The following is a 25,207-nucleotide window of genomic DNA, read 5'->3' as shown; positions in this document are numbered from 1 at the left end:
TCAGTAAGCGTTGCGCTAATTCTCTTCTTCTACGTCTTCCACTATCAGGCCATCCGGCCAGGCATGCACCACCGCTTTGATTAGCGTCGCCAGTGGAATCGCGAAGAACACACCCCAGAATCCCCACAGGCCGCCGAAGATAACCACCGACAGAATAATCACCAGCGGGTGCAGGTTAACGGCTTCGGAGAACAGCACCGGCACCAGCAGGTTGCCATCCAGCCCCTGAATAATCAGGTAAACCGCGAACAGGCTCCAGAACTCGGTGCCCGCGCCAAACTGAAACAGCGCCACGCCGACCACTGGAATGGTAACCACAAAAGCACCAATGTAGGGAATCAGTACTGAAAACCCAACCAGCACCGCCAACAACAATGAATAGTTAAGCCCGAAAAGGATAAAACCAATCCACGTCGCCACGCCGACGACGATCATCTCCAACACCTTACCGCGAATATAGTTGGTAATTTGCTGATTCATCTCTTTCCACACCTGCCCTGCCAGCCCGCGATTGCGCGGCAGCACACGGCGCACGGCGTTAAGCATCTGCTCTTTGTCTTTTAGCAGAAAGAAAACCATCAGCGGCACCAATACCAGATAGACCGCCAAAGTCAGCAGCCCGACTAGCGAGGCAAGCGAATATTTCACTACCGAATCACCGACGGTTAACATCCGCCCGCGCATATTCTCCGCCATGGCGTCGATAATTCCGGCATCCATTAAGGCCGGATAGCGGCGCGGCACCGTCGCTGCAAAATCAGAAAGTTTGTTCAGCATCCCCGGCATATCACGAATCAGATAAATGCCCTGCTGCCAGGCAACTGGCATCACCACAAACGCCATCAATAGCAGAATGCCGACGAACAGAATCAGGACGACCGAGGTGGCCCAGGTACGAGAAAAACCGATACGCTCCAGCCTGACCGTTGGCCATTCAAGCAGATAGGCCAGCACGATGGACACTAATAGAGGTGCCAGCAGGCCGCTGAAGAAAAACATAATGCCGAAACCGGCCAGCAAAATGACCAGCAGCGCTATCGCCTCCGGATCGCTGAACCGACGGCGGTACCACTGCATTAACATCTGAAGCATAAAACCCTTCCCTGAAGAGCAAAGCTGTAACAATCTCGGGAATTGTATCGAAATGTCACAAAAAAGACTTCGCTTTTTATGGGTAAAACCACAAACATTAATGACCGGGTGAATATGATATTTGCAACGCCGCTAGCGACGGCTAAACTCGCTGAACTTGCTTGCGGTCAGGGAACATTACGCCGCACAATCGGTCAAACTGGCACACCTACATTACAGGATTGAGGTTATGTTCAGGCAGTTGAAGAAAACGCTGGTGGCAACCGTCATAGCGTCGCTGACGCTGGGTTCGATATTACCTGCTTTTGCCGACTCCGCAGACACCCTGCCGGACATGGGCACCTCCGCAGGAAGCACGCTCTCCATTGGCCAGGAAATGCAGATGGGGGATTACTACGTACGCCAGCTGCGCGGCAGCGCACCGCTAATCAATGACCCGCTGCTGGTGCAATACATTAACGGCTTGGGTATGCGTCTGGTTTCGCACGCCAATTCAGTGCGAACGCCGTTCCACTTTTATCTAATCAATAACGATCAAATTAACGCCTTTGCATTCTTCGGCGGTAACGTTGTGCTGCACTCGGCCCTTTTCCGCTATTCCGATAACGAAAGCGAACTGGCGTCGGTCATGGCGCACGAAATTTCTCACGTCACCCAGCGCCACCTTGCCCGCGCGATGGAAGACCAAAAGCGTAACGCTCCGCTGACCTGGGTCGGCGCGCTGGGATCGATTCTTCTGGCGATGGCAAGTCCGCAGGCCGGGATGGCGGCGCTCACCGGGACCCTGGCGGGAACCCAGCAGGGAATGATCAGCTTTACCCGGCAAAACGAAGAAGAGGCCGACCGTATTGGTATTCAGGTTCTTCAACGTTCTGGTTTCGATCCGCAGGCGATGCCGGCATTTATGGGCAAGCTGCTTGACGAATCGCGCTACTCTACTCGTCCGCCGGAAATGCTGCTGACGCACCCTCTGCCGGAAAGCCGTCTGTCCGACGCCCGCAACCGCGCAAACCAAATGCGCCCGGTCGTCGTCCAATCCTCGGCTGACTTCTATCTGGCGAAAGCCCGTACGCTTGGCATGTACACCTCCGGCGACAACAAGCTGAGCAATGATCTGCTAAGCAGCTGGGAGAAAGGTAATATCCGCGAACAGCATGCTGCACAATACGGTCGCGCCCTGTTGGCGATGGGTAGTAACAATTACGATCTGGCGCGCAAAACGCTGCAGCCGCTGCTGAGTGCCGATTCGCAAAATGCCTGGTATCTTGACCTGGCAACCGATATTGACCTTGGGCAGAAGAAAGCGACGGAGGCGATTAATCGCCTGAAGAGCGCCCGTGAGCTTCGAACCAATCCGGTGCTGCAATTAAACCTTGCCAACGCCTTGCTGGAAGGCGGGCAACCGGCAGAAGCGGCGAATATCCTTAATCGCTACACTTTTAATTATAAAGATGACGTCAACGGTTGGGATTTACTGGCGCAAGCGGAAGCCAAGCTGGGCAATCGCGATCAGGAGTTGGCCGCGCGGGCTGAAGGCATGGCGCTGGTTGGCCGACTCGATCAGGCCATTACGCTGCTCAGCAGCGCCAGCTCGCAGGTGAAATTAGGCAGTTTGCAACAGGCTCGCTACGATGCGCGCATCGATCAGCTGCGCCAGCTGCAAGAACGTTTCAAACCGTACCAGAAAATGTAAGGAGATCTCATGTCCGATACGGTCAAAATCTATCACAACCCTCGCTGCTCCAAGAGTCGTGACACATTAAGCCTGCTGAAAGCCAACGGCATCGATCCTGAAGTGGTGCTCTATCTGGAGACGCCGCCGGACGCCGCCACGCTGCGCCAGCTGCTGAAGATGTTGGGGATGGCCAGCGCTCGTGAATTGATGCGCCAGAAAGAAGATCTGTATAAATCACTGGATCTCGCTAATCCACAGCTTAGCGAAGATGCACTAATCCAGGCGATGATCGACAATCCAAAGCTGATTGAACGGCCTATCGTTGTGAGCCACGGCGAAGCAAGAATCGGCCGCCCACCTGAACAAGTTCTGGAAATTGTGAGCTAAAAGCAACGCGCCGTAACGGATTTGAACGTTGCGGCGCAGCTTAAAGCTTCAGGATTTCTTTCACGAACGGGATCGTCAATTTGCGCTGAGCGGTAATCGAGGCGTGATCCAACTGATCAAGAGTCATAAACAGCGAGCGCATTTCGCGATCCAGCCGCTTAAGTAGAAAACGACACACATCTTCCGGCATCTCGAAGCCGCGCAATCTGGCACGCAGTTGTAGTGCCTGAAGCTTATCTTCATCCGACAGCGGCTGTAGCTTGTAGATTTGCCCCCAATCGAGGCGCGATGCCAAATCCGCCAGCCCCAGTTTGAGCTGGCGCGGTGGTCGGTCGCCGGTAATCAGCAGCCGGGTCTTGCCTGATTCAAGGATCCGGTTATAGAGATCGAAGATCGCCATTTCCCACAGTTCATCGCCCGCCACGCATTCAATATTATCGATGCAAACCAGCGAAAGTTGCTCCATTCCGTCCAGCACTTCTGGCACAAACCACGTCCGTTTATCCAAAGGAACGTAGCCCACCGCGTCGCCACGTTGGGAGAGTTCCGCGCAGGCGGCGTGCAATAAATGGCTGCGCCCCGCCCCTTCGCGTGACCAGATATAGATGTATCCGCTATGTTCCTGCCGCAGCACGTTCTGAAGGGCAGCAAGAAGAGAAGGATTATCGCCCGGCCAGAAACTCGCGAAAGTTTCATCATCGGGAAGATACAGTGGCAAAGAGAGCTGTGCCGGTGCGTTCAGATGGACCTCAACATAGGCTTTCAGAAAAACGCGAAGAGTTTAGCACACAAATAGGTAAGGAGAGAACCGGGCGGGATCACCGCCCGGTATAAGGATCAATGTTTTGCTTCTTCGCTATCCGCCGCGTCGAGGACAACCTCTTCCGGACGCAGAACGCTAATCAATTTGAAGATCAGGCTCAGGCAGATACCCACGATGGTCGCCAGCGCCATACCTTTCAATTCTGCGGCACCAATATGCACCTTCGCACCGCTAACACCGATGATCAGGATAACGGAGGTCAGAATCAGGTTCTGCGCTTTGTTGTAATCCACTTTTGATTCAATCAGCACGCGAATACCTGATGCACCGATCACGCCGTACAGCAGCAGAGAGACGCCGCCCATAACCGGCAGCGGGATAATCTGGATAGCCGCCGCCAGCTTGCCAACGCAGGAGAGCAGAATCGCGATGATCGCCGCCCCGCCGATAACCCAGGTGCTGTAAACGCGGGTAATCGCCATCACGCCAATATTCTCACCGTAGGTGGTGTTTGGCGTCGAGCCAAAAAAGCCGGAGATAACGGTCGAAAACCCGTTAGCAAACATAGAACGATGCAGGCCCGGATCGCGGAGCAGATCTTTTTTGACGATATTCGCCGTCACGACTAAATGCCCAACATGCTCGGCGATAACGACCAGCGCGGCGGGCAGAATGGTGAAAATCGCAAACCATTCAAAGCGCGGCGTGTAGAAGGTCGGCAGAGCGAACCAGTGAGCCTCGGCGATTGGCGTGGTATCGACTGCGCCCATGACAAAAGAGAGCGCGTAGCCAACTAGCACGCCGATTAAAATCGGGATAATTGCCAGGAAACCGCGGAACAGAACGGAACCGAAGACCGTCACCGCCAGCGTTACCATCGAAATGATAATAGTCCTGGTATCCGGAGCTTGCCCGTCCGCAGGCAGCAGTCCGGCCATGTTCGCCGCAACGCCCGCCAGCTCCAGCCCGATAACCGCAACAATCGCGCCCATCGCCGCAGGGGGAAACATCACATCCAGCCAGCCGGTACCGGCTTTTTTAACAATAAAGGAGACGATGCAGAACAGCACGCCGCACATGATAAAGCCGCCAAGGGCAACTTCGTAGCCCAGCGGTAACAGCAGCAGTACCGGGGAAATAAAGGCAAAGCTCGATCCAAGGTAAGCCGGGATTTTGCCTTTGCAGATGAAAAGATATAACAGCGTTCCGATGCCGTTAAAAAGCAGTACCGTGGCCGGGTTGATATGAAACAGAACGGGCACCAGTACCGTAGCGCCAAACATGGCGAACAGATGTTGCAAACTAAGCGGGATTGTCTGTAAAAGCGGCGGTCTTTCACTCACCCCGATAGCACGGCGCGTCATGGCATTTTCCTCTGAGAGTCGTTTGTTGGTTGTTGTTGGTGTGTTTTATTCAAAAAAAAGCCGACTATCAAAGTCGGCTTTTTCTACTTCATCATTTATTTCGTACCAAAAATCTTATCGCCGGCATCGCCGAGCCCCGGAATAATGTATCCGTGCTCGTTAAGCCCCTGGTCAATTGACGCAGTGTACATTTCCACATCCGGATGCGCTTTCTCCAGCGCGGCGATACCTTCCGGCGCAGCCACCAGAACCAGCACCTTAATGCTGGTGCAGCCCGCTTTTTTCAGCAGGTCGATAGTAGCGATCATTGAACCGCCGGTTGCCAGCATCGGGTCAACTACCAGCGCCATACGTTCGTCAATATTGGACACCAGCTTCTGGAAGTAAGGAACCGGCTCAAGGGTTTCTTCGTCACGGTAGATACCCACGACGCTGATACGCGCGCTCGGCACATGCTCAAGCACGCCTTCCATCATTCCCAGACCTGCGCGCAGAATCGGCACAACGGTAATTTTCTTACCTTTGATTTGCTCGACTTCTACCGGACCGTTCCAGCCTTCGATGATGACTTTCTCGGTCGCCAGATCGGCAGTGGCTTCATAAGTCAGTAAGCTGCCCACTTCTGAGGCGAGTTCACGGAAGCGTTTGGTGCTGATGTCGTGCTCGCGCATCAGGCCCAGCTTGTGTTTGACGAGTGGGTGTTTCACTTCCACGATCTTCATTCTCTTTCTCCTCTGAGGGGCAGCCACAAAAAAAATCGCCGGATTATACCGCCTTTTACCTTTTACGCCATAGCCGATATGTTTGACCGGGATCAACCAAAATGCTTTACGCTGCCTGAGCCAGTATAAGACAAAATAAAAAAACCCCGCGAACGCGGGGCTGGATGGGGCTTTGCGGCAATTTACAGCTTTTCGCCGTTGCTACAGATAACTTGCTGATACCAGGCAAAAGATTTCTTGCGGCTACGCTCAAGCGTACCGTTGCCTTCATTGTCTTTATCAACATAGATAAAGCCGTAGCGTTTTTTCATCTCGCCAGTGCCCGCCGAGACCAGGTCGATACAGCCCCAAGGGGTGTAACCCATCAGGTCAACGCCGTCTTCAACAACTGCTTTTTTCATCTCGGCAATATGCGCAGAGAGGTAGTCGATACGATATTGGTCATCCACCGAGCCATCAGCCTCGCGCACGTCGATAGCGCCAAAACCGTTCTCGACGATAAACAACGGCAACTGGTAGTGATCCCAGAACCAGTTCAGGGAGTAGCGCAGCCCGACCGGGTCAATCTGCCAGCCCCAGTCCGACTTCTGCACGTACGGATTGGAAACCAGGCTGGTGGTTTCATCATAATCCAGCCGGGGATTATCCTCGGACGCTTTGGTGGCGAACGACATATAGTAACTAAAGCCGATATAGTCGACGCAGCCCTGAGTCAGCGCCACGCGATCTTCTTCGGTAATATCCAGCGCAAAACCGCGACGCTCGAAGTAGTTCAGCAGGTGCTGAGGATATTTGCCGCGCACGTGAACATCAGTGAACCAGTAGCGACGATGCATGGCGTTCATCGCCATCATCATATCGTTGGGCGCACAGCTCAGCGGGTAAATCGGGCACATGGCGATCATGCAGCCAATCTGCAATGTCGGGCTAATTTCGCGAGCCACTTTAACCGCCAGGGCGCTGGCGACCAGCTCATAGTGCGCCGCCTGATACATAATCGGCTCGCGGTCTTCTCCCGGCTGATACTTCAGTCCGGAGTTAGTAAATGGCGCAAAATCTTCGTGGAAGTTCGCCTGATTGTTGATCTCGTTAAAGGTCATCCAGTACTTCACTTTATGCTGATAGCGGGTGAACACGACCTGCGCAAAGCGAACGAAGAAATCAATCAGCTTACGGTTACGCCAGCCGCCATATTCCGTCACCAGGTGGTACGGCATTTCGAAGTGGGAGAGCGTAATGACCGGTTCGATGCCGTGCTTTAGGCACTCATCAAAGAGATCGTCATAAAACTGCAGTCCGGCTTCGTTCGGTTCCAGCTCATCGCCCAGCGGGAAGATACGCGTCCAGGCAATTGAGGTACGGAAGCATTTAAAGCCCATTTCGGCAAACAGCTGAATGTCGTCTTTATAGCGATGGTAAAAATCAATCGCCTCATGATTAGGGTAGTTTTTCCCCGGCTGCACGCCATCGGTGATTTCACGCGGCACGCCGTGCGCGCCTGCGGTCATCACATCGGCGACGCTAGCGCCTTTACCGCCCTCTTTCCAGCCGCCTTCCAGCTGATGCGCTGCGACCGCACCTCCCCACAGAAAACCTTCTTTGAATCCAGACATGTTCTCTCCCTATCTATGCGCAGTCGCCGCTATGCGACCGATTTTGCTGATTGAAATGGTAAACAGCGCCAACTAACCCGGCGTCGTTGCCGTGGCTGACGGTGTCGATATAGTCCGCAATGCCAAACCAGGCCAGGTGTTCGCGCAGCAGCGCCAGAAAACCCGGTCGTTCAACGATCCCGCCGCCGATTAAAATCGTTTGCGGATCGAACACGTTGACGAGGTTATAAAGCCCGGTGCCGAGACCGTTAAAAAACTCGGAAACCAGACGCCGACAGGTGGCGTCGCCCGCATCGTAGCGGTCAAAAATTTCCTCACCGGTCACTTCATCCAGCGATTTACCGATATGTTCAGCATAGCGATGGCGCAGAACGCGCAGTGTGCAGTTTTCATTCATCGAGTAGCGCCGCACATCGCGGGTACCGGGACGCGCAGTTTGCATATAGCCGAATTCACCGGCGCGAAAACGCGCGCCATGCACCAGTTGGTTATTACAGAAAATCGCTCCGCCGATACCGGTGCCGATGGTCAGAACCAGGAAATTAGCCATTTCTGCGGCTTTGCCCTGCCAGCGCTCGGCCAGCAGCACGCAGTTAGCGTCATTTTCAATGGCGACCGGCAAACGCACTTGCTCTTCGAGCCAGGTTTTAATGGCGAAATTATCAAATTTACGGATGGCGCCGCCCATTTCGATAAAGCCAGTGTGCGGATTCACATAACCGGGAGCGCTGATAGCCACCCCTTCACATTCTGGATGGGCAGCAATCCACGCCAGCATCGCCTGCAGAATCTGGTCGCCATTGCTGTCGCTTATTGACTGTTTACCTTTATCCAACAGCGCGCCTTCTCGGGTCATTACGCCCATTTTTAACGCCGTGCCACCAATATCAAATGCGGCAATTTTCATCCTCGACTCCCTTACTAAATCCCATCCAACTCGCGGTTTATCTGTTATTGATAAAAAAGAAACCGGTTTCATTAACATGATGGTGATTCCCTGACCCAGTGGCAAGCAGAAGAATGTACCCGGTTTCATTTTCGTGAACAGTATCAAATTTGCGCACATAGCGGCTGTTTTACGTCGGCTGCAAAGCAGGCTCGCAAACGTTTGCTTTCCCTGTTAGAATTGCGCCGTTTTTTATTGCTACCGCAAACGCGTGGAGACTTCGCAGTGACCGATAAAACCTCTCTCAGCTATAAAGATGCCGGCGTAGATATTGATGCAGGCAACGCTCTCGTCGACCGTATTAAGGGCGTGGTAAAGAAAACCCGTCGCCCGGAAGTGATGGGTGGACTGGGCGGATTCGGCGCACTGTGCGCATTGCCGCAGAAGTACCGCGAGCCGGTTCTGGTTTCTGGTACAGACGGCGTCGGCACCAAGTTGCGTCTGGCGATGGATCTAAAGCGTCACGACACCATCGGTATCGATCTGGTCGCCATGTGCGTGAATGACCTGGTCGTTCAGGGTGCTGAGCCGCTGTTCTTCCTGGATTACTACGCAACCGGGAAACTGGATGTGGATACCGCAGCCAGCGTGATCAGCGGTATCGCCGAAGGTTGCTTACAGTCCGGCTGCGCGCTGGTCGGCGGCGAAACGGCGGAAATGCCGGGTATGTATCATGGCGAAGATTACGACGTGGCGGGTTTCTGCGTCGGCGTGGTAGAAAAATCAGAAATTATCGACGGCAGCAAAGTAGCTGATGGCGATGTGCTGGTGGCTCTGGCCTCCAGTGGCCCACACTCTAACGGTTACTCTCTGGTGCGTAAAATTATCGAAGTGAGCGGCGTTGACCCGCAAACTACCGACCTCAACGGTAAGTCGTTGGCGGATCACCTGCTGGCCCCGACCCGCATCTATGTGAAATCCATTCTCGACCTGATTGCTAACGTTGACGTTCACGCCATCGCCCACCTGACTGGCGGCGGTTTCTGGGAAAATATCCCGCGCGTCCTGCCGGACAACACTCAGGCAGTCATCGATGAGTCTTCATGGCAGTGGCCGGAAGTGTTCAACTGGCTGCAAACTGCCGGTAACGTCAGCAGCCATGAGATGTATCGTACCTTTAACTGCGGCGTGGGCATGGTTATCGCCCTCCCTGCTGAAGCTGCGGACAAAGCCATCGCCTTCCTGAATGAGAAAGGTGAAAAGGCGTGGAAAATGGGTTATATCAAAGCCTCTGATTCCGAACAGCGTGTGGTCATTGAATGAAAAACATCGTGGTGCTGATTTCCGGCAACGGCAGTAATCTGCAGGCCATTATTGACGCCTGCGCCCGGAAAAAAATCAACGGCACCCTGCGAGCAGTCTTCAGCAACAAGGCCGATGCGTTCGGCCTTGAGCGCGCGCGCGAGGCCAATATTCCGGCTCATGCGCTCACCGCCAGCGAGTTCGCTAATCGTGAAGCTTTCGATCGCGAACTGATGCACGAGATTGACGCTTATGCGCCGGATCTAGTGGTACTGGCCGGCTATATGCGCATTCTCAGCCCGGCGTTTGTCGCTCACTATCATGGGCGCCTGCTGAATATCCACCCTTCCCTGCTGCCAAAATATCCGGGCCTGCACACTCATCGCCAGGCGCTGGAAAATGGCGACGAGGAACATGGGACATCGGTGCATTTCGTCACCGACGAACTGGATGGCGGGCCGGTAATACTTCAGGCGAAGGTACCCGTTTTCGCCGAAGATACCGAAGATGAGATCACCGCTCGCGTCCAGGCTCAGGAGCACGATATCTATCCGCTGGTGGTCAGTTGGTTTGTCGATGGTCGCCTGCGTACCGATGGCAAAGAAGCCTGGCTCGACAAAATAAAGCTACCGCCCCAGGGCTACGCCGCTGAAGAATAACCCATCGCCCTGCGTTTTATCCATGCGGGGCTTTTTTTTGATTAAAATCGTTTAACAATCAATCATGTCGAAGAAATAGTTCTTCTTACTGTCATATTGTTGTGACACAGTGAATCGCTATGCGGAAAATTTCGTCATAATAGTCTATGTCCTGTGAGTAAAACGGAGTGTGAGTTGTAATGGGCCAGGAAAAGCTATACATCGAAAAAGAACTCAGTTGGTTGTCCTTTAACGAGCGCGTACTTCAGGAAGCGGCGGACAAAAGCAATCCGCTGATTGAACGCATGCGTTTTTTAGGAATTTACTCCAACAACCTCGATGAATTTTATAAAGTGCGGTTTGCCGAGCTTAAGCGCCGCATCATCATCAGTGAAGAGCAAGGCAGTACCGCCCACTCTCGTCACCTGCTAGGCAAAATCCAGGCTCGTGTACTAAAGGCCGATCAGGAATTTGATGGTCTGTATAACGAGCTGCTGCTGGAAATGGCGCGTAACCAGATTTTTCTGATTAACGAGCGTCAACTCTCCGTCAACCAGCAGTCCTGGCTGCGAAATTACTTCAAGCTCTATCTTCGCCAGCACATTTCGCCGATCCTGATTAATCGTGAAACGGATTTGGTGCAATTTCTGAAAGATGATTACACCTATCTGGCGGTAGAGATCATCCGCGGGGATACTATCAATTACGCGCTGTTGGAAATTCCGTCAGATAAGGTTCCCCGTTTTGTAAACCTGCCGCCGGAAGCGCCTCGACGCCGCAAGCCAATGATTTTGCTGGATAACATTCTGCGCTACTGCCTGGATGATATCTTTAAAGGCTTCTTCGATTACGACGCGCTGAATGCCTACTCGATGAAAATGACCCGTGATGCCGAATATGATTTGGTGCACGAGATGGAATCGAGCCTGATGGAACTGATGTCCTCCAGTCTGAAGCAGCGTCTGACCGCAGAACCGGTACGTTTTGTCTATCAGCGCGATATGCCTGACGCAATGGTCGAAATGCTGCGCGATAAGCTGTCTATCTCCAACTACGACTCCATGCTGCCTGGTGGACGCTACCACAATTTTAAAGACTTTATCGGCTTCCCAAATGTTGGCAAAGCCAATCTGGTCAACAAGCCGATGCCGCGCCTGCGTCATTTGTGGTTCGATAAGTTCCGCAACGGATTTGACGCGATTCGCGAACGCGACGTGCTGCTCTATTATCCGTACCACACCTTTGAGCACGTGCTCGAACTGTTGCGTCAGGCCTCTTTCGATCCGAACGTGCTGGCTATCAAAATCAATATCTACCGCGTGGCCAAAGACTCACGGATTATTGATTCCATGATCCATGCCGCTCACAACGGCAAGAAAGTCACCGTGGTAGTAGAACTGCAGGCGCGTTTCGACGAAGCGGCCAATATTCATTGGGCCAAACGTCTGACCGAAGCCGGCGTGCACGTTATCTTCTCCGCGCCGGGGCTGAAGATTCACGCCAAACTGTTCCTCGTATCCCGTAAAGAGGGTGATGAAGTCGTCCGTTATGCGCATATCGGTACCGGCAACTTCAACGAAAAAACCGCGCGTCTTTACACCGACTATTCATTACTGACCGCCGATGCGCGCATCACCAATGAAGTCCGCCGGGTGTTTAACTTTATCGAAAACCCATACCGCCCGGTCAGCTTCGACTATCTGCTGGTATCGCCGCAGAACTCGCGCCGTCTGCTTTATGAAATGATCGATCGCGAAATCGCCAATGCGCAGAATGGCCAGCCTTCCGGTATTGCCCTGAAGCTGAATAACCTGGTTGATAAAGGCCTGGTAGACCGTCTCTACGCGGCCTCAAGCTCCGGTGTCCCGGTTAATTTGCTGATTCGCGGCATGTGCTCGCTGATTCCCGGTCTGGAAGGGATCAGTGATAATATTCGCGTGATCAGCATCGTGGACCGTTTCCTTGAGCACGACCGGGTCTATAGCTTCGAAAACGGCGGCGATAAACAGGTTTGGCTATCGTCCGCAGACTGGATGACGCGCAATATTGACTATCGTATCGAAGTCGCCGCGCCGCTGCTGGATCCAAGACTAAAACAGCGCGTGCTGGATATTTTCGATATCCTGTTCAACGATACGGTAAAAGCACGCTATCTTGATAAAGAACTGAGTAATCGCTACGTGCCGCGCGGCAACCGCCGTAAAGTTCGCGCACAGATGGCGATATACGACTATCTCAAATCACTTGAACAGCCCGATTAACCTATGCCAATAAACGAAAAAGCCCCTCGGCCGCAGGAGTTTGCTGCGGTCGACCTTGGTTCGAACAGTTTTCATATGGTGATCGCCCGTGTCGTTGACGGGGCAATGCAGATCATCGGTCGCCTTAAACAGCGGGTGCATCTGGCCGATGGTCTGGATGAAAACTCTGTGCTGAGCGAAGAGGCCATTACGCGCGGGCTGAACTGCCTGTCCCTATTTGCTGAACGCCTGCAGGGTTTTTCCCCCTCCAGCGTCTGCATCGTCGGGACGCACACGTTACGCCAGGCAGTAAACGCAGCTGAGTTCCTCAAGCGCGCAGAAAAGGTTATCCCCTATCCGATAGAGATAATCCCTGGCAACGAAGAAGCGCGCCTGATTTTTATGGGTGTTGAGCACACGCAGCCAGAGCGAGGCCGTAAACTGGTTATTGATATCGGCGGCGGCTCTACCGAGCTGGTTATTGGCGAGGATTTCGAACCTCGCCTGGTGGAAAGCCGTCGCATGGGATGTGTGAGCTTTTCCCAGGTCTATTTCCCTGGCGGTATTATCAGCAAAGAGAATTTCCAGCGCGCGCGCCTGTCGGCGGTACAGAAACTGGAAACGCTGGCCTGGCAGTTCCGCATTCAGGGCTGGAACGTCGCCCTCGGTGCCTCCGGCACCATTAAAGCTGCTCATGAAGTGCTGGTCGCTATGGGCGAGAAAGATGGCTTTATTACTCCTGAACGCCTTGAAATGCTGGTCGAAGAGCTGCTGAAATATAAAAATTTCGACTCTCTTAGCCTGCCGGGACTTTCTGAAGACCGAAAAGCCGTTTTCGCGCCAGGCCTGGCTATTCTCTGCGGCGTGTTCGATGCGCTGGCGATTAAGGAACTGCGCCTGTCCGACGGTGCACTGCGCGAAGGCGTCCTGTACGAAATGGAAGGGCGTTTCCGCCATCAGGATATTCGTAGCCGCACCGCGCAAAGTCTGGCTAACCAGTACAATATCGACCGCGAACAGGCGCGTCGGGTGCTGGAGACAACCACGCATATGTTTGAGCAGTGGCAGGAGCAGAACCCTAAGCTTGCCAACCCACATCTCGCGGCGCTACTGAAGTGGGCAACCATGCTACACGAAGTCGGCTTAAACATTAACCATAGCGGCATGCATCGTCACTCGGCTTATATCCTGCAAAACAGCGACCTGCCGGGCTTTAATCAGGAACAGCAAATGCTGATGGCGACGTTAGTTCGTTATCACCGTAAAGCGATCAAGCTGGATGATTTGCCACGTTTTACACTGTTTAAGAAAAAGCAGTTTCTGCCGCTGATCCAGCTCCTGCGCCTCGGCGTGCTGCTGAATAATCAGCGTCAGGCGACGACAACGCCGCCGACCTTAACGCTGAAGACCGAAGCTAACCACTGGACGCTTGTTTTCCCCCATGACTGGTTCAGTCAAAATGCGCTGGTGCTGCTCGATCTGGAAAAAGAGCAGGAGTACTGGGAAGGCGTTCCGGACTGGTGGCTGAAGATTAGCGAAGAAGAACAGCCTGATATAGCGCCTTAATCCACCTCATATGGGCCGGACTGACCGGCCCATTCAATGATGTTCAACCATCGGCAAGTCGCTCAAGTGGTGCGGGTTTACCGATATCGTAGCCCTGCATATAATCGATTCCCAGCGAAATCACCGCCTGGCGAATTTCCGCCGTTTCAACATATTCCGCCACCACCTGCATATTTTTCATTCGTGCCAGAAGACAAATGGATGCGACAGCCTGATAGTCCAGGCTGCTGGTCAGCAGATTACGAATAAAGCTACCGTCTATTTTCAGCAGATCAGCATTCATTGTTTTTAGCCGCGCATAGCTGGCATAACCGGTACCAAAGTCATCAATGGCCACGCGACACCCCATATCCTGCAAGTGCGCCAGGGTTTGCCGCGCCTGCTCAGGATTGGTCAGCGAATGGTTCTCGGTCAACTCAAAAATAATCTGCCAGGGTTCGATGTCATAACGTTCCAGCAGCGCTTTTACCTGATGATGAAAATGGCTATTACTCACTGAAAAAGGCGAGATATTAATCGCCAGGCGCATCCCCGGCAGCTTCTTGCGCTGCTTGTCCATAAAGATGAGCGTATGCTCCAGAACCCAGCTATCAATGCGCGCAGAGAGGCCAAACTCATACGCTACCGGTAAAAAAACGTCCGGCATGATTATCTTATCGCTGTCATCCAGCATTCGGAGTAAGACTTCATGATAACTATCACCACGAATGCCAACGATCGGTTGCGCCATCAGAAGGAATCTATCCTGTTCCAACGCCTTCACCAGCTGGTTCATTATCGTGACTTTGTCTTTCAACTCTTGCTGCAAATTGATAGCACCGCGGCGCTGCAAGTTTTCCGGACTCCCGGTCGCCAGCGAAAGGTCGGCAACGCTATTGAGCTCGCCAAGCAGTAAATGCAGATGAACCACCGGGGAGCGAACGTTGCAATAGCTAAACCCCACCGGGGGCTGCAGTGGCATACCATTCCAGACAAAACGAAACTTTTTGAGATGCTCATACAACAGGGGAATTCGCTGCTGGTGGTCTTCACTGTTGAGGCGGACCACCAGCTCATGCCCGGCCATCTGATAGACATCCTCCCCCGGCATCAAAAACCCGCCAAGTGACTCTGCCAGCTGCTGCTTGTATTGAATACGCAACAGAACGCCATAATGGCGGCCTAATATTTCCAGCTCAGGAATACGTAAGAGGCATAGCACTGACCAGGATGAATGATTCAACGCGCGGCTCAACGCGCGCAAATTGGGCAAGTGAACAACCGGGTCGAGAAAGGCCATTCGGCGCACGCGAGCGTAGATAGCCCTCTGCTGAGTCGCCAACATTGCCATGTAGGCGATAATAAAAGAGAAGACCAGATAGCTAGAGGAGGTAATAGCCAGCTGATTGTTATAAATCGGAGAAAGCGGTAAGTATTGATAATGAAAATGAATTATAACAATCAAAACCGGCGGCCAAATCAATGATATGAAACGATAACCAAAGCGCATCGCCCCCCATAAAATGACTGGCATAAGTAATGACAACGTATAGTTTGTGCTAAAAATAGTACTAGAACTGTTCAATGGCATTAATAGTAAGATTAGTAACACTAACAATGCTGCTGCCCATAAAATGATCTCAAGGCATTTTATTTTCGGATCAATTTGCAGGCGAACCTGAGAAATAAATCCACGGATATAGAGTGGATTTCGGATAATTCGAATCAAAAAATAGCATAACGGTATACCGGTCAAACACCCCACCATCAATGCCTGAAAAGCGATTAACGTACGTAAACTAAAGGGATTTACGCCCAACAGCCCCGTGGCACGAGGATGAATACCAAGGTATTCGGCAAGTTGAGAGAGAACCAGAAAAATCAGCGATGGTAGCAGCATTTGCCAGAACAATCGGTGAGGCATCAGTCCGACGTTACCGTGAGAGATTTGCTGCCTGCGCGGCACAAAAATACGATAACCTCCCCAACACAGCACCGCTGGAATAAGGAAATGGAAAATAACGCCAACGGAATCTTCCGCCGTCATGCCGTACGTAATGGAAAGTAGCAGGCCGAGCACGATCCCCGGCAACGCAGCCCAGCCAAAAAAAAGCATCAGGCTAAGCACTAATCCCAGAGGCAAATAGTAAAGAAAAACGTCATTGCCATTCAGCACAGCAACGGTATTGGCCCATCTTGATACAGGAAGCAAAAACGTGGGTAAGACGAGCGGTAATGCCCACCATTTATCCCGATATTGCCTGTAAAGTTTAATTAATCTCATAGATGCTCAACGATAACCCTAAATCCTGCAGGGTATATTCAGGCAGGCATCCGACCAACCATCATAATCGCGCCAAAAATAATAACGCAGAACTGGCTGGAGATTTTAGTTATCAGTGAGAACAGGCGATTGATATAAATCAAAAAATCACGCAGCAAATATTAATAAATCTTATTTTTTAGCACTCAAACGCCATAAACAGAAAGCATGTAAATACGACAATCATCTTATATAACATTAATTAATGTTTTGACCGTCGGATTTTTACATCCGCATCAATTGACCCCACCGCTTTCCTGTGCCTTAATACGCATATCGCCCGCCCTGCGGGTATACTTCAAGGAACCTTTTGTGAGTCAGGCACCCAGTATGCGTAAACGACATCGATTTAACCGTCGCATGACCCGTATCGTACTGCTAATCAGCTTTATCTTCTTTTTTGGACGTTTTGTCTACTCCTCTATCGGCGCCTGGCATCATCATCAGGACAAGAAACAATCGCAACAATCGACCATCACCGTTGAGCCGTCAGCCCCAGCGGACGCACCCGTACGAAAATAAGCGCACGCGGTACCCAACTATCTGTTGCCCACTTGATGTAGTAAACGCAGCATCTCAGCAATTCCCTTGCTGATGACTTTATCTTGCCGCATAACTACACCTAACTGACGATGCAACAGCGGGGTCAACGATTGAACTTTTAAGCCGACGCGATCCTGTGGATGCTCTACCGCCATTCGCGGCACGATACTGAACCCCAGCCCCGCCTGCACCATGCGTTTAATCGCCTCAATGCTGCCTAACTGCATCACTGGCACGACCATCAGTCCATTAGTGCGAAACCAACCGTCAATCAGATCCCGGGTTCCACTCCCCACTTCAAAAGCAATTAGTGGCAAGGATTGCAGAATCTCTGGTGTCAGACGCGATGGCAACTCGTCCTGTCCATCGCTGAAAATACACACAAACTCTTCATCTAAAACCGGCGTCACCGCCAGACTGCGCCCGTTTGCCGGCAGCGTACACAGTCCCAGGTCAAGCCGGTTCTCCTCAATAGCACGGACCACCTCCAGAGTATTGCCGACCGTGACCCTAACCGTCAGCAGAGGATGATCTTGATGCAGCTTCTGCAGTAGCGGAGGTAAAAGGTGGATACAGGCAGTTGCTCCGGAGCCAAGCGATATTGATCCACTGATTTCACGGCTAAATTCACTAACTGATTGCACCGCCGCGCTTACCGCCAGTTCAATCTTCTCGCTGTGCGCCAGCAAGGCAATTCCGGCCGCCGTCGCTTTAATACCGCGCCCGGTTCGTTCAATCAATCGCGTCTGTAGAAACTGCTCCAGCTGACGTACCTGCAGGCTTACCGCGGGCTGCGATAATCCCAGCACGTCAGCAGCGGCGGAGAAGCTCCCACGCTGTACCACCAGACGAAAAGTTGCCAGATTTCCCAGATTGAGCATCATCATCACAAAGTTTCTCTTATAGGGGTCATAAACGAACTGGCCTGCCTGCACAATGGCTTGCAGGGTATGCTGCCGACAACAGCGTAACAGAATGGAAGATGATGAAAACACCTGAAAAATCACTCTCTGCACCAGGCTTTGTCACCCTTGCCGCCGGATGCAATCAACTGATCAACTGGGGGATATCGTTTTATATGCCCGGGACTTTCGCCAGAGCTATTGCCCAGGACACCAACTGGGCCGCAACGCAAATCTACCTGGGCCTGACTATTGCGATGTTGATGATGGCGCTAACCTCTCCGTTTATCGCCCGACTACTGGCCCACTTTGGCGGCCAACGGGTGGTTATCTCCGGCACGTTGATGATCTCAACGGGTTGCCTCATCATAGCAAATATTCACGGCTTGACGAGCTGGTTCGCCGCCTGGATATTGACAGGTATCGGCATGCGACTGGCGCTGTACGAGACGATGTTCGCTGCGCTGGTGAATCTTTACGGACAGCGTGCCAGGCTAACTATCTCGCGCGTGACTCTGGCCGGAGGATTGGCCTCGGCTATTTTCTGGCCATGCGGAACATGGCTACTGACGCAGATGGACTGGCGGCATGCTCTGCAGATCTACGCCCTTTTTGGTCTGGTTAGTGCCGTGTTGTTGTGGACTATGCCGAATCATAAACTCCCCTCGCCAATACGGAAAAAACCACACAATCCGATTTCCCGCCACGATCGGCGCCCAGCTCTGCTGTATGCGGCACTGATTGCGCTGGTCACCTTTGTCTCCAACGGCACATCGACGCATCTGCCGGAGTTTATTGCCAGCTACGGACTTCCTGTTGCAGTGGGAATGCTCTGGGGGATTGGGCAAACCGGCGCTCGCTTTCTTGAACTGGCATCCGGTTCAGCATTAACGCCATTGAGGCTAACACTATTGACCACCATGCTGATGCCGCTCTGCTTTGTGCTTGGCCTGAGTGGGCCTTATTTGTCCTGGGCGGCCGGTGGGTTCGTACTGGGCTATGGCGCAATCAACGGTTTGACAACCATATTTAAAGCAACGCTGCCGTTACAACTTTTTGCCGCCGAAGATTACGCCCATCGCACTGGCATTCTGTTAATTCCCGCGCAGCTGTTAGCAGCCGTATCGCCTTTTGCCTATGCGTGGCTTAATCATCATCTTGGGATTCAGGGAAGCCTGGCGGTTTCCGCTACACTAACGTTGATAGTGGTAGGGTTGGCAGTATCGATTACATTCAACCAACATATAAAATTACCGCTAACGGCTGGCAAGCGATCGTAAACAGCGAGGATAAAAAACCCTCTTTTCAAAGAGGGTTTTAGTTAGCAAAAATTTAGCTATTACGAGGAGAAATTATTCCCACTCAATGGTCGCTGGCGGCTTACCGCTGATGTCATACACCACGCGGGAAATACCGTCGACTTCGTTGATGATGCGGTTGGAGACGCGACCAAGGAAATCGTACGGCAGATGCGCCCAGTGCGCGGTCATAAAGTCGATGGTTTCGACAGCACGCAGGGAAACCACCCAGTCGTACTTACGGCCATCGCCCATGACGCCGACGGAGCGAACCGGCAGGAAGACGGTGAACGCCTGGCTCACTTTGTTGTACAAGTCAGCTTTGTGCAACTCTTCGATGAAGATGGCATCAGCGCGACGCAGCAGGTCGCAGTACTCTTTCTTCACTTCGCCCAGCACGCGCACGCCGAGGCCCGGTCCCGGGAACGGATGGCGATACAGCATGTCGTACGGCAGACCCAGCTCGAGACCAATCTTACGCACTTCATCTTTGAACAGCTCACGCAGCGGTTCAACGAGGCCCATCTTCATCTCTTTCGGCAAGCCGCCCACATTGTGGTGAGATTTAATGACGTGTGCTTTACCGGTTGCAGATGCCGCAGACTCAATGACGTCAGGGTAGATAGTCCCTTGCGCCAGCCATTTGACATCTTCCAGCTTCAGCGCTTCTTCATCAAACACTTCAACAAAGACGCGGCCGATGATTTTACGTTTTGCTTCCGGGTCATTTTCACCTTTCAGCGCACTCAGGAAGCGCTCTTCACCTTCAACGTGAACGATGTTCAGGCCGAAACGATCGCCGAACATGTCCATTACCTGCTGAGCTTCATTCAGGCGCAGCAGGCCGTTATCAACGAATACGCAGGTCAGATTTTTACCAATCGCGCGATGCAGCAGCATCGCGGTAACAGAAGAATCTACGCCGCCGGACAGGCCGAGGATCACTTTATCGTCGCCAACCTGCTGACGAATGCGCTCAATGGCATCGTCGATAATTTTAGCTGGCGTCCACAGCGCTTCACACTGGCAGATCTCAAGCACAAAGCGCTCAAGCATACGCAAACCCTGACGGGTATGAGTGACTTCCGGGTGGAACTGCACGCCGTAGAAACGCTTCTCTTCGTTAGCCATAATGGCAAACGGGCAGGTTTCGGTGCTGGCAACGGTGACGAAGTCAGACGGGATGGCGGTCACTTTATCACCATGGCTCATCCAGACGTCCAGCATAGCTTTGCCGTCTGCGCTCAGCGCATCTTCAATGCCGTGGATCAGCGCGCTATCGGTCTGAACTTCAACCTGCGCATAGCCAAATTCGCGCTCATTAGAGGCTTCAACGTGGCCGCCCAGCTGCATCGCCATGGTCTGCATGCCGTAGCATACGCCAAATACCGGTACGCCAGCTTCAAACACATACTGCGGCGCGCGCGGACTGTTATTTTCAGTGGTACTTTCCGGGCCGCCGGAAAGGATGATGCCGTTAGGGTTGAACTCGCGGATTTGAGCTTCAGTGACGTCCCAAGCCCACAGTTCGCAATAGACACCTAATTCACGAACGCGACGCGCCACCAGCTGGGTGTACTGAGAACCGAAGTCCAGAATAAGAATACGATGTTTATGAATGTTATCCGTCATTGACGATAATTCCGAGGCAAGTGATACAGGTTAAATAAATCGCCCGGCGCATGGCCGGGCGAAGAAAATCAGGAGCCCATGCGGTAGTTAGGCGATTCCTTGGTGATCGTCACGTCGTGAACGTGGCTCTCCTGGATACCCGCGCCGCTGATGCGCACGAATTCCGCTTTGGTCCGTAGGGTGTCGATGGTACCACAACCGGTCAGACCCATACAGGAGCGCAAGCCGCCCATCTGCTGGTGAATGATCTCTTTCAGGCGACCTTTATAAGCGACGCGACCTTCGATACCTTCCGGTACCAGTTTGTCGGCGGCGTTATCGGTCTGGAAGTAGCGGTCAGAAGAGCCTTTGGACATCGCGCCAAGGGAACCCATACCGCGGTAAGATTTGTAAGAACGCCCCTGGTAGAGTTCGATTTCGCCCGGAGACTCTTCGGTACCGGCCAACATGGAGCCAACCATTACGGCAGCTGCGCCTGCGGCAATCGCTTTGGCGATATCGCCAGAGAAACGGATACCGCCGTCAGCAATAACCGGAATACCGGTGCCTTCCAGCGCTTCAACCGCGTCAGAAACGGCGGTAATCTGCGGAACGCCCACGCCGGTCACGATACGAGTCGTACAAATGGAACCTGGGCCGATACCCACTTTGACCGCACTGCAGCCCGCTTCCGCCAGGGCACGTGCGCCTGCACCGGTAGCCACGTTACCGCCGATGATTTGCAGGTCAGGATATTTGGCACGCGTATCACGGATACGCTGCAGCACGCCTTCAGAATGACCATGGGAAGAGTCGATCAGCAGAATGTCAACGCCCGCAGCAACCAGCGCATCAACACGCTCTTCGTTGCCTGCCCCCGCACCAACCGCCGCGCCTACGCGCAGGCGACCATGCTCATCTTTACAGGAGTTTGGCTTACGTTCTGCTTTCTGGAAGTCTTTAACGGTGATCATGCCGCGCAGATGGAAGCTGTCGTCAACAACCAGCGCTTTCTCAACACGTTTTTCGTGCATTTTGGCAAGCACTACTTCGCGGGTTTCACCTTCACGCACGGTGACCAGGCGCTCTTTCGGCGTCATATAAACGCTGACTGGCTGGTTCATATCAGTAACGAAACGCACGTCACGACCAGTGATGATACCGACCAATTCATTGTCTTCAGTCACGACCGGATAACCGGCAAAACCGTTACGTTCGGTCAGCTCTTTGACTTCACGCAGGGTGGTTGTCGGCAGGACAGTCTGCGGGTCGGAAACCACACCGGATTCATGTTTTTTCACGCGCTTAACTTCTTCAGCCTGGCGCTCAATGGACATGTTTTTATGAATAAAGCCGATACCACCTTCCTGTGCCAGGGCAATCGCCAGACGCGCTTCAGTCACGGTATCCATTGCAGCGGAAAGCATAGGAATGTTCAGACGAATGGTTTTCGTCAGTTGAGTGCTGAGATCGGCGGTATTTGGCAAAACGGTTGAATGTGCTGGAACGAGGAGGACGTCGTCAAACGTCAGGGCTTCTTTAGCGATACGTAGCATGGGCAATATCTCGACCTGGGTGGATAAATATTGCCGTGGCATTATACAGAGCGTAACCGATTGCATCTACCCTTTTTTGCAAATAATACTTGCGATCCCCTCTCAGCAGGTTACTATCTACTGAATAACCTGCTGATTTAGAATTTGATCTTGCTCACATGTTGCCATCTCAATCCCCCTCAATTTACACGGTTAGCCGCCTGAATCAGTCGGTTCGTTTGCTGCTGGAACGTGAAATGGGTCAGGTATGGATTAGCGGCGAGATCTCGAATTTCAGCCAGCCCTCTTCAGGTCACTGGTACTTCACTTTAAAAGACGATAACGCCCAGGTTCGCTGCGCGATGTTCCGCAACAGCAACCGCCGCGTGACGTTTCGTCCGCAGCATGGGCAACAGGTGTTGGTTCGCGCCAACATTACGTTGTATGAACCACGCGGTGATTATCAAATCATCGTCGAAAGCATGCAGCCTGCGGGTGAAGGCCTGCTTCAGCAGAAATATGAACAACTTAAGGCAGCATTGGCTGCGCAAGGACTGTTCGATCAACAGCATAAACAAGCACTCCCCGCTCCAGCACACTGTGTCGGCGTCATTACGTCGAAAACCGGGGCCGCGCTGCACGATATTTTACACGTGCTCAAACGTCGCGACCCTTCCCTGCCGGTGATTATCTACCCGACCGCCGTTCAGGGCGATGATGCGCCAGGACAAATCGTTCGCGCCATTGAGCTTGCCAACGCACGTAATGAATGCGATGTGTTAATTGTCGGGCGCGGAGGCGGTTCACTGGAAGATTTGTGGAGCTTTAACGACGAGCGGGTAGCCCGGGCTATTTTTGCCAGTCGTCTTCCAGTAGTCAGCGCTGTGGGTCATGAAACCGATGTGACCATTGCTGATTTTGTCGCCGATCTGCGCGCGCCTACGCCTTCCGCAGCGGCAGAGATTGTCAGCCGTAATCAGCAGGAGCTGCTTCGCCAGCTACAATCCGGGCAGCAACGTCTGGAGATGGCGATGGACTACTTCCTTGCCAACCGGCATCATCGCTTTACCCAGATTTTTCACCGCCTGCAGCAACAGCATCCCCAGCTACGTCTGGCCCGTCAGCAAACGGAGCTGGAAAGATTGCGTCAACGTATGCGTTTCGCTCTTGAAACGCAGATGAAGCGCGTTGACCAGCGCCAGCAGCGCGCCACGCAACGCCTGAATCAACAAAACCCACAGCCGCGTATTCATCGCGCCCAGAGCCGTATTCAGCAACTGGAATACCGGCTGGCGGAAAACATCCGCGCCCGTTTAAGCGATCAGCGCGAGCGCTTCGGTAATATGGTGACTCACCTGGAAGCCGTCAGCCCGCTGGCAACGCTTGCCCGCGGCTATAGCGTCACTTCCGCCAGCGACGGCAAAGTCCTGAAGCAAACCAAACAGGTTCGCGAGGGGGATTTACTCACTACCCGCCTCAACGACGGCTGGGTAGAGAGCGAGGTAAAAACGGTGACGCCCGTGAAGAAAACCCGGGCGAAGAAGAAGTAACGTCGGTTATTCGGTTTCCACCCACTCCACGCGTTTTTTCGAAATCAGCCCATGTCCGTTCTGGCAAAAATAATCTACCGCGCCACAAGCTTTTAAAACTTCCAGCGGCTTGTGGCAGTCCGGACAGCGTGCTTCCACAACATAATCTTTTGCACAACGATCGCAGTGGGCGCTATTAGCCTGAATATCAAGCTGCGCGTGGCAGACGGGGCAATCAAATTCCATAGTGACTCCTGACGACGTTTATATTTCGTTATTTTATCACGTTTGCAGCGAGTAGGGGCCGAGAAGCAGCTGTTGCAACTGGATAATCATTAATGACAAACAGGCTATTCATCCATCACCGAGTTTCGTTTTATTCACCCTGCATGCTGAATCGCGATTGAGCAAAAGCGTCATAGATTTTCTCATTAGTAAACGGCGTAAAGGTGGCCCGTTTAGCGGCGGCAACCAGCGCGGCACAATATTGTTTGTTGCCTTCACTTGTAGTGATGCTATTCAGTTGTCCGTTGTAGCTAAAGCTCATGTGTATCCTGCATTTTTTGCCCGTCCATGTGTAGCGATCGGATAGCTGGGACTCTATGGACGCTTTAATCGCTCTGGCCTGCTTGCCATATTCATCGTCATCAGTGAAGCGTCCAGAGTCACAACTCCCTAACGCCGTCGTTTTATGGCAATCAGAAGGACGCAACGGCGCACAACCACTAGTAAAGATGACTAAAATACCCATTATCATTACCTTTTGCATATCACTGTTTCCTCCCTTTAAACAATTCTCTATAAACTGTTTTAAATGAATTCTTCTTATCTAAAAGGAACTCCTCTACTTTTAATGCTACCCGGTTGGTTTGGCGCTGGCACCTCTACGGAGAACGGACATGGCCTGAAGTTAATGGTAATGATGTTATTCCTGGAGGGCTTCCCTTTAACATATCGCCATTTGTTCATGGCTGCCCTGACCTCGTTATCAAACATTCCGGAAGGGTCAACACTTAACAATTGAATGTTAGTGACGAGGCCATTATCGTCTACATCAAATTGCGCCTTAACCTGACCTGAGATTCCTTTTTTCTCAGCTTTAGCGGGATAAACAGGCTTAATTCGAGGTTCAATAGGTTGTGATTCAGCGGCATACGCGATTGGGGTAATAAACAGCATCAGGATAGCTAAAATTTTTTTCATTTTGACCTCATTGTCATAGAAGCATTAACCCTCACT

At 52.5% G+C, this 25,207-nt stretch carries 21 protein-coding genes and 1 pseudogene; 9 read left to right on the top strand and 13 right to left on the bottom strand.

What is annotated here, in order from left to right:
* Nucleotides 1-15: 15 nt before the first annotated feature.
* On the bottom strand, nucleotides 16-1,092 hold the full coding sequence (locus DA718_RS07645; protein WP_110272146.1) for an AI-2E family transporter: 1,077 nt from the start codon (nucleotides 1,090-1,092) through the stop codon (nucleotides 16-18).
* Between the two features lie 229 nt (nucleotides 1,093-1,321).
* Here DA718_RS07645 and bepA point away from each other — a divergent pair, with 229 nt between their 5' ends.
* Complete coding sequence (gene bepA / locus DA718_RS07640; protein ID WP_112215490.1) at nucleotides 1,322-2,785, top strand: beta-barrel assembly-enhancing protease; 1,464 nt, start codon at nucleotides 1,322-1,324, stop codon at nucleotides 2,783-2,785.
* A gap of 9 nt (nucleotides 2,786-2,794) precedes the next feature.
* The gene (arsC, locus tag DA718_RS07635) at nucleotides 2,795-3,154 is read left to right on the top strand and encodes an arsenate reductase (glutaredoxin) (protein WP_110272144.1); all 360 of its coding nucleotides are present in this window, start codon (nucleotides 2,795-2,797) and stop codon (nucleotides 3,152-3,154) included.
* A 40-nt stretch (nucleotides 3,155-3,194) separates the two neighbouring features.
* Here arsC and DA718_RS07630 read toward each other — a convergent pair whose 3' ends face one another.
* The 5 genes from DA718_RS07630 to bglK all read right to left on the bottom strand — a co-directional run bounded on the left by DA718_RS07630 (nucleotide 3,195) and on the right by bglK (nucleotide 8,523).
* Nucleotides 3,195-3,896 carry a DnaA inactivator Hda gene (locus tag DA718_RS07630; protein WP_220022280.1) on the bottom strand — a complete coding sequence of 234 codons (702 nt, stop codon included), beginning with the start codon at nucleotides 3,894-3,896 and terminating at the stop codon, nucleotides 3,195-3,197.
* A 95-nt stretch (nucleotides 3,897-3,991) separates the two neighbouring features.
* Nucleotides 3,992-5,281, bottom strand: coding sequence for a uracil permease (uraA, locus tag DA718_RS07625; RefSeq protein WP_112215489.1), 1,290 nt, complete (start codon nucleotides 5,279-5,281; stop codon nucleotides 3,992-3,994).
* A gap of 95 nt (nucleotides 5,282-5,376) precedes the next feature.
* Nucleotides 5,377-6,003 carry a uracil phosphoribosyltransferase gene (gene upp / locus DA718_RS07620; RefSeq protein WP_112215488.1) on the bottom strand — a complete coding sequence of 209 codons (627 nt, stop codon included), beginning with the start codon at nucleotides 6,001-6,003 and terminating at the stop codon, nucleotides 5,377-5,379.
* Between the two features lie 182 nt (nucleotides 6,004-6,185).
* On the bottom strand, nucleotides 6,186-7,616 hold the full coding sequence (locus DA718_RS07615; protein ID WP_112215487.1) for a 6-phospho-beta-glucosidase: 1,431 nt from the start codon (nucleotides 7,614-7,616) through the stop codon (nucleotides 6,186-6,188).
* Nucleotides 7,617-7,629: 13 nt separating this feature from the next.
* Nucleotides 7,630-8,523, bottom strand: coding sequence for a beta-glucoside kinase BglK (bglK, locus tag DA718_RS07610; protein WP_112215486.1), 894 nt, complete (start codon nucleotides 8,521-8,523; stop codon nucleotides 7,630-7,632).
* A 264-nt stretch (nucleotides 8,524-8,787) separates the two neighbouring features.
* Here bglK and purM point away from each other — a divergent pair, with 264 nt between their 5' ends.
* From purM to ppx, 4 genes are all read left to right on the top strand, one after another.
* Complete coding sequence (gene purM / locus DA718_RS07605; RefSeq protein ID WP_112215485.1) at nucleotides 8,788-9,825, top strand: phosphoribosylformylglycinamidine cyclo-ligase; 1,038 nt, start codon at nucleotides 8,788-8,790, stop codon at nucleotides 9,823-9,825.
* On the top strand, nucleotides 9,822-10,463 hold the full coding sequence (gene purN, locus DA718_RS07600) for a phosphoribosylglycinamide formyltransferase (RefSeq protein ID WP_112215484.1): 642 nt from the start codon (nucleotides 9,822-9,824) through the stop codon (nucleotides 10,461-10,463). Before purM ends, purN begins: the two co-directional genes overlap by 4 nt.
* A gap of 179 nt (nucleotides 10,464-10,642) precedes the next feature.
* Nucleotides 10,643-12,703 carry a polyphosphate kinase 1 gene (gene ppk1 / locus DA718_RS07595; protein WP_112215483.1) on the top strand — a complete coding sequence of 687 codons (2,061 nt, stop codon included), beginning with the start codon at nucleotides 10,643-10,645 and terminating at the stop codon, nucleotides 12,701-12,703.
* Between the two features lie 3 nt (nucleotides 12,704-12,706).
* Nucleotides 12,707-14,248 carry an exopolyphosphatase gene (ppx, locus tag DA718_RS07590; protein ID WP_112215482.1) on the top strand — a complete coding sequence of 514 codons (1,542 nt, stop codon included), beginning with the start codon at nucleotides 12,707-12,709 and terminating at the stop codon, nucleotides 14,246-14,248.
* 43 nt (nucleotides 14,249-14,291) lie between these two features.
* On the opposite strand, the gene DA718_RS07585 is transcribed toward ppx, so the two are convergent.
* Nucleotides 14,292-16,511, bottom strand: a complete 2,220-nt coding sequence (locus tag DA718_RS07585) for an EAL domain-containing protein (protein WP_112215481.1) — start codon at nucleotides 16,509-16,511, stop codon at nucleotides 14,292-14,294.
* 369 nt (nucleotides 16,512-16,880) lie between these two features.
* Here DA718_RS07585 and DA718_RS07580 point away from each other — a divergent pair, with 369 nt between their 5' ends.
* Nucleotides 16,881-17,072: a YfgG family protein gene (locus DA718_RS07580; RefSeq protein ID WP_167492731.1), complete on the top strand. Its 192-nt coding sequence runs from the start codon at nucleotides 16,881-16,883 to the stop codon at nucleotides 17,070-17,072.
* A 17-nt stretch (nucleotides 17,073-17,089) separates the two neighbouring features.
* Here the strand turns inward: DA718_RS07580 and DA718_RS07575 are convergent.
* Nucleotides 17,090-18,006, bottom strand: a pseudogene (locus DA718_RS07575) (LysR family transcriptional regulator).
* Nucleotides 18,007-18,078: 72 nt separating this feature from the next.
* On the opposite strand from DA718_RS07575, the gene DA718_RS07570 reads away from it, so the two are divergent.
* Nucleotides 18,079-19,275: an MFS transporter gene (locus DA718_RS07570; protein ID WP_112215479.1), complete on the top strand. Its 1,197-nt coding sequence runs from the start codon at nucleotides 18,079-18,081 to the stop codon at nucleotides 19,273-19,275.
* Nucleotides 19,276-19,347: 72 nt separating this feature from the next.
* Here DA718_RS07570 and guaA read toward each other — a convergent pair whose 3' ends face one another.
* Nucleotides 19,348-20,925, bottom strand: coding sequence for a glutamine-hydrolyzing GMP synthase (guaA, locus tag DA718_RS07565; RefSeq protein WP_112215478.1), 1,578 nt, complete (start codon nucleotides 20,923-20,925; stop codon nucleotides 19,348-19,350).
* Between the two features lie 68 nt (nucleotides 20,926-20,993).
* Nucleotides 20,994-22,460 (bottom strand): IMP dehydrogenase, encoded by a 1,467-nt coding sequence (gene guaB, locus DA718_RS07560; RefSeq protein ID WP_110272117.1) that lies wholly within the window; start codon nucleotides 22,458-22,460, stop codon nucleotides 20,994-20,996.
* 158 nt (nucleotides 22,461-22,618) lie between these two features.
* Here guaB and xseA point away from each other — a divergent pair, with 158 nt between their 5' ends.
* Nucleotides 22,619-23,989 (top strand): exodeoxyribonuclease VII large subunit, encoded by a 1,371-nt coding sequence (gene xseA, locus DA718_RS07555; protein ID WP_112215477.1) that lies wholly within the window; start codon nucleotides 22,619-22,621, stop codon nucleotides 23,987-23,989.
* Between the two features lie 6 nt (nucleotides 23,990-23,995).
* Here xseA and DA718_RS07550 read toward each other — a convergent pair whose 3' ends face one another.
* From DA718_RS07550 to DA718_RS07540, 3 genes are all read right to left on the bottom strand, one after another.
* Nucleotides 23,996-24,214, bottom strand: coding sequence for a zinc ribbon domain-containing protein (locus tag DA718_RS07550; protein WP_112215476.1), 219 nt, complete (start codon nucleotides 24,212-24,214; stop codon nucleotides 23,996-23,998).
* Between the two features lie 130 nt (nucleotides 24,215-24,344).
* On the bottom strand, nucleotides 24,345-24,737 hold the full coding sequence (locus tag DA718_RS07545; protein ID WP_112215475.1) for a cell envelope integrity TolA C-terminal domain-containing protein: 393 nt from the start codon (nucleotides 24,735-24,737) through the stop codon (nucleotides 24,345-24,347).
* 56 nt (nucleotides 24,738-24,793) lie between these two features.
* Entirely contained in the window at nucleotides 24,794-25,171 is a 378-nt protein-coding gene (locus tag DA718_RS07540; protein WP_112215474.1) for a TonB family protein, read from the bottom strand.
* Between the last annotated feature and the right edge of the window lie 36 nt (nucleotides 25,172-25,207).

The organism is Klebsiella huaxiensis, assembly GCF_003261575.2.
Lineage (GTDB): Bacteria > Pseudomonadota > Gammaproteobacteria > Enterobacterales > Enterobacteriaceae > Klebsiella > Klebsiella huaxiensis.
The sequence above is the reverse complement of the archived record's forward strand: the minus strand, read 5'-3'. Positions and strand labels throughout refer to the sequence as shown.

Bases quoted from the DNA above. Each gene is read 5' to 3' on its own strand.
- DA718_RS07645 (WP_110272146.1), bottom strand. From the start codon at position 1,092: ATGCTTCAGATGTTAATGCAGTGGTACCGCCGTCGGTTCAGCGATCCG.
- bepA (WP_112215490.1), top strand. From the start codon at position 1,322: ATGTTCAGGCAGTTGAAGAAAACGCTGGTGGCAACCGTCATAGCGTCG.
- arsC (WP_110272144.1), top strand. From the start codon at position 2,795: ATGTCCGATACGGTCAAAATCTATCACAACCCTCGCTGCTCCAAGAGT.
- uraA (WP_112215489.1), bottom strand. From the start codon at position 5,281: ATGACGCGCCGTGCTATCGGGGTGAGTGAAAGACCGCCGCTTTTACAG.
- upp (WP_112215488.1), bottom strand. From the start codon at position 6,003: ATGAAGATCGTGGAAGTGAAACACCCACTCGTCAAACACAAGCTGGGC.
- DA718_RS07615 (WP_112215487.1), bottom strand. From the start codon at position 7,616: ATGTCTGGATTCAAAGAAGGTTTTCTGTGGGGAGGTGCGGTCGCAGCG.
- bglK (WP_112215486.1), bottom strand. From the start codon at position 8,523: ATGAAAATTGCCGCATTTGATATTGGTGGCACGGCGTTAAAAATGGGC.
- purN (WP_112215484.1), top strand. From the start codon at position 9,822: ATGAAAAACATCGTGGTGCTGATTTCCGGCAACGGCAGTAATCTGCAG.
- ppk1 (WP_112215483.1), top strand. From the start codon at position 10,643: ATGGGCCAGGAAAAGCTATACATCGAAAAAGAACTCAGTTGGTTGTCC.
- ppx (WP_112215482.1), top strand. From the start codon at position 12,707: ATGCCAATAAACGAAAAAGCCCCTCGGCCGCAGGAGTTTGCTGCGGTC.
- DA718_RS07585 (WP_112215481.1), bottom strand. From the start codon at position 16,511: ATGAGATTAATTAAACTTTACAGGCAATATCGGGATAAATGGTGGGCA.
- DA718_RS07580 (WP_167492731.1), top strand. From the start codon at position 16,881: ATGCGTAAACGACATCGATTTAACCGTCGCATGACCCGTATCGTACTG.
- DA718_RS07570 (WP_112215479.1), top strand. From the start codon at position 18,079: ATGAAAACACCTGAAAAATCACTCTCTGCACCAGGCTTTGTCACCCTT.
- guaA (WP_112215478.1), bottom strand. From the start codon at position 20,925: ATGACGGATAACATTCATAAACATCGTATTCTTATTCTGGACTTCGGT.
- guaB (WP_110272117.1), bottom strand. From the start codon at position 22,460: ATGCTACGTATCGCTAAAGAAGCCCTGACGTTTGACGACGTCCTCCTC.
- xseA (WP_112215477.1), top strand. From the start codon at position 22,619: ATGTTGCCATCTCAATCCCCCTCAATTTACACGGTTAGCCGCCTGAAT.
- DA718_RS07550 (WP_112215476.1), bottom strand. From the start codon at position 24,214: ATGGAATTTGATTGCCCCGTCTGCCACGCGCAGCTTGATATTCAGGCT.
- DA718_RS07545 (WP_112215475.1), bottom strand. From the start codon at position 24,737: ATGCAAAAGGTAATGATAATGGGTATTTTAGTCATCTTTACTAGTGGT.
- DA718_RS07540 (WP_112215474.1), bottom strand. From the start codon at position 25,171: ATGAAAAAAATTTTAGCTATCCTGATGCTGTTTATTACCCCAATCGCG.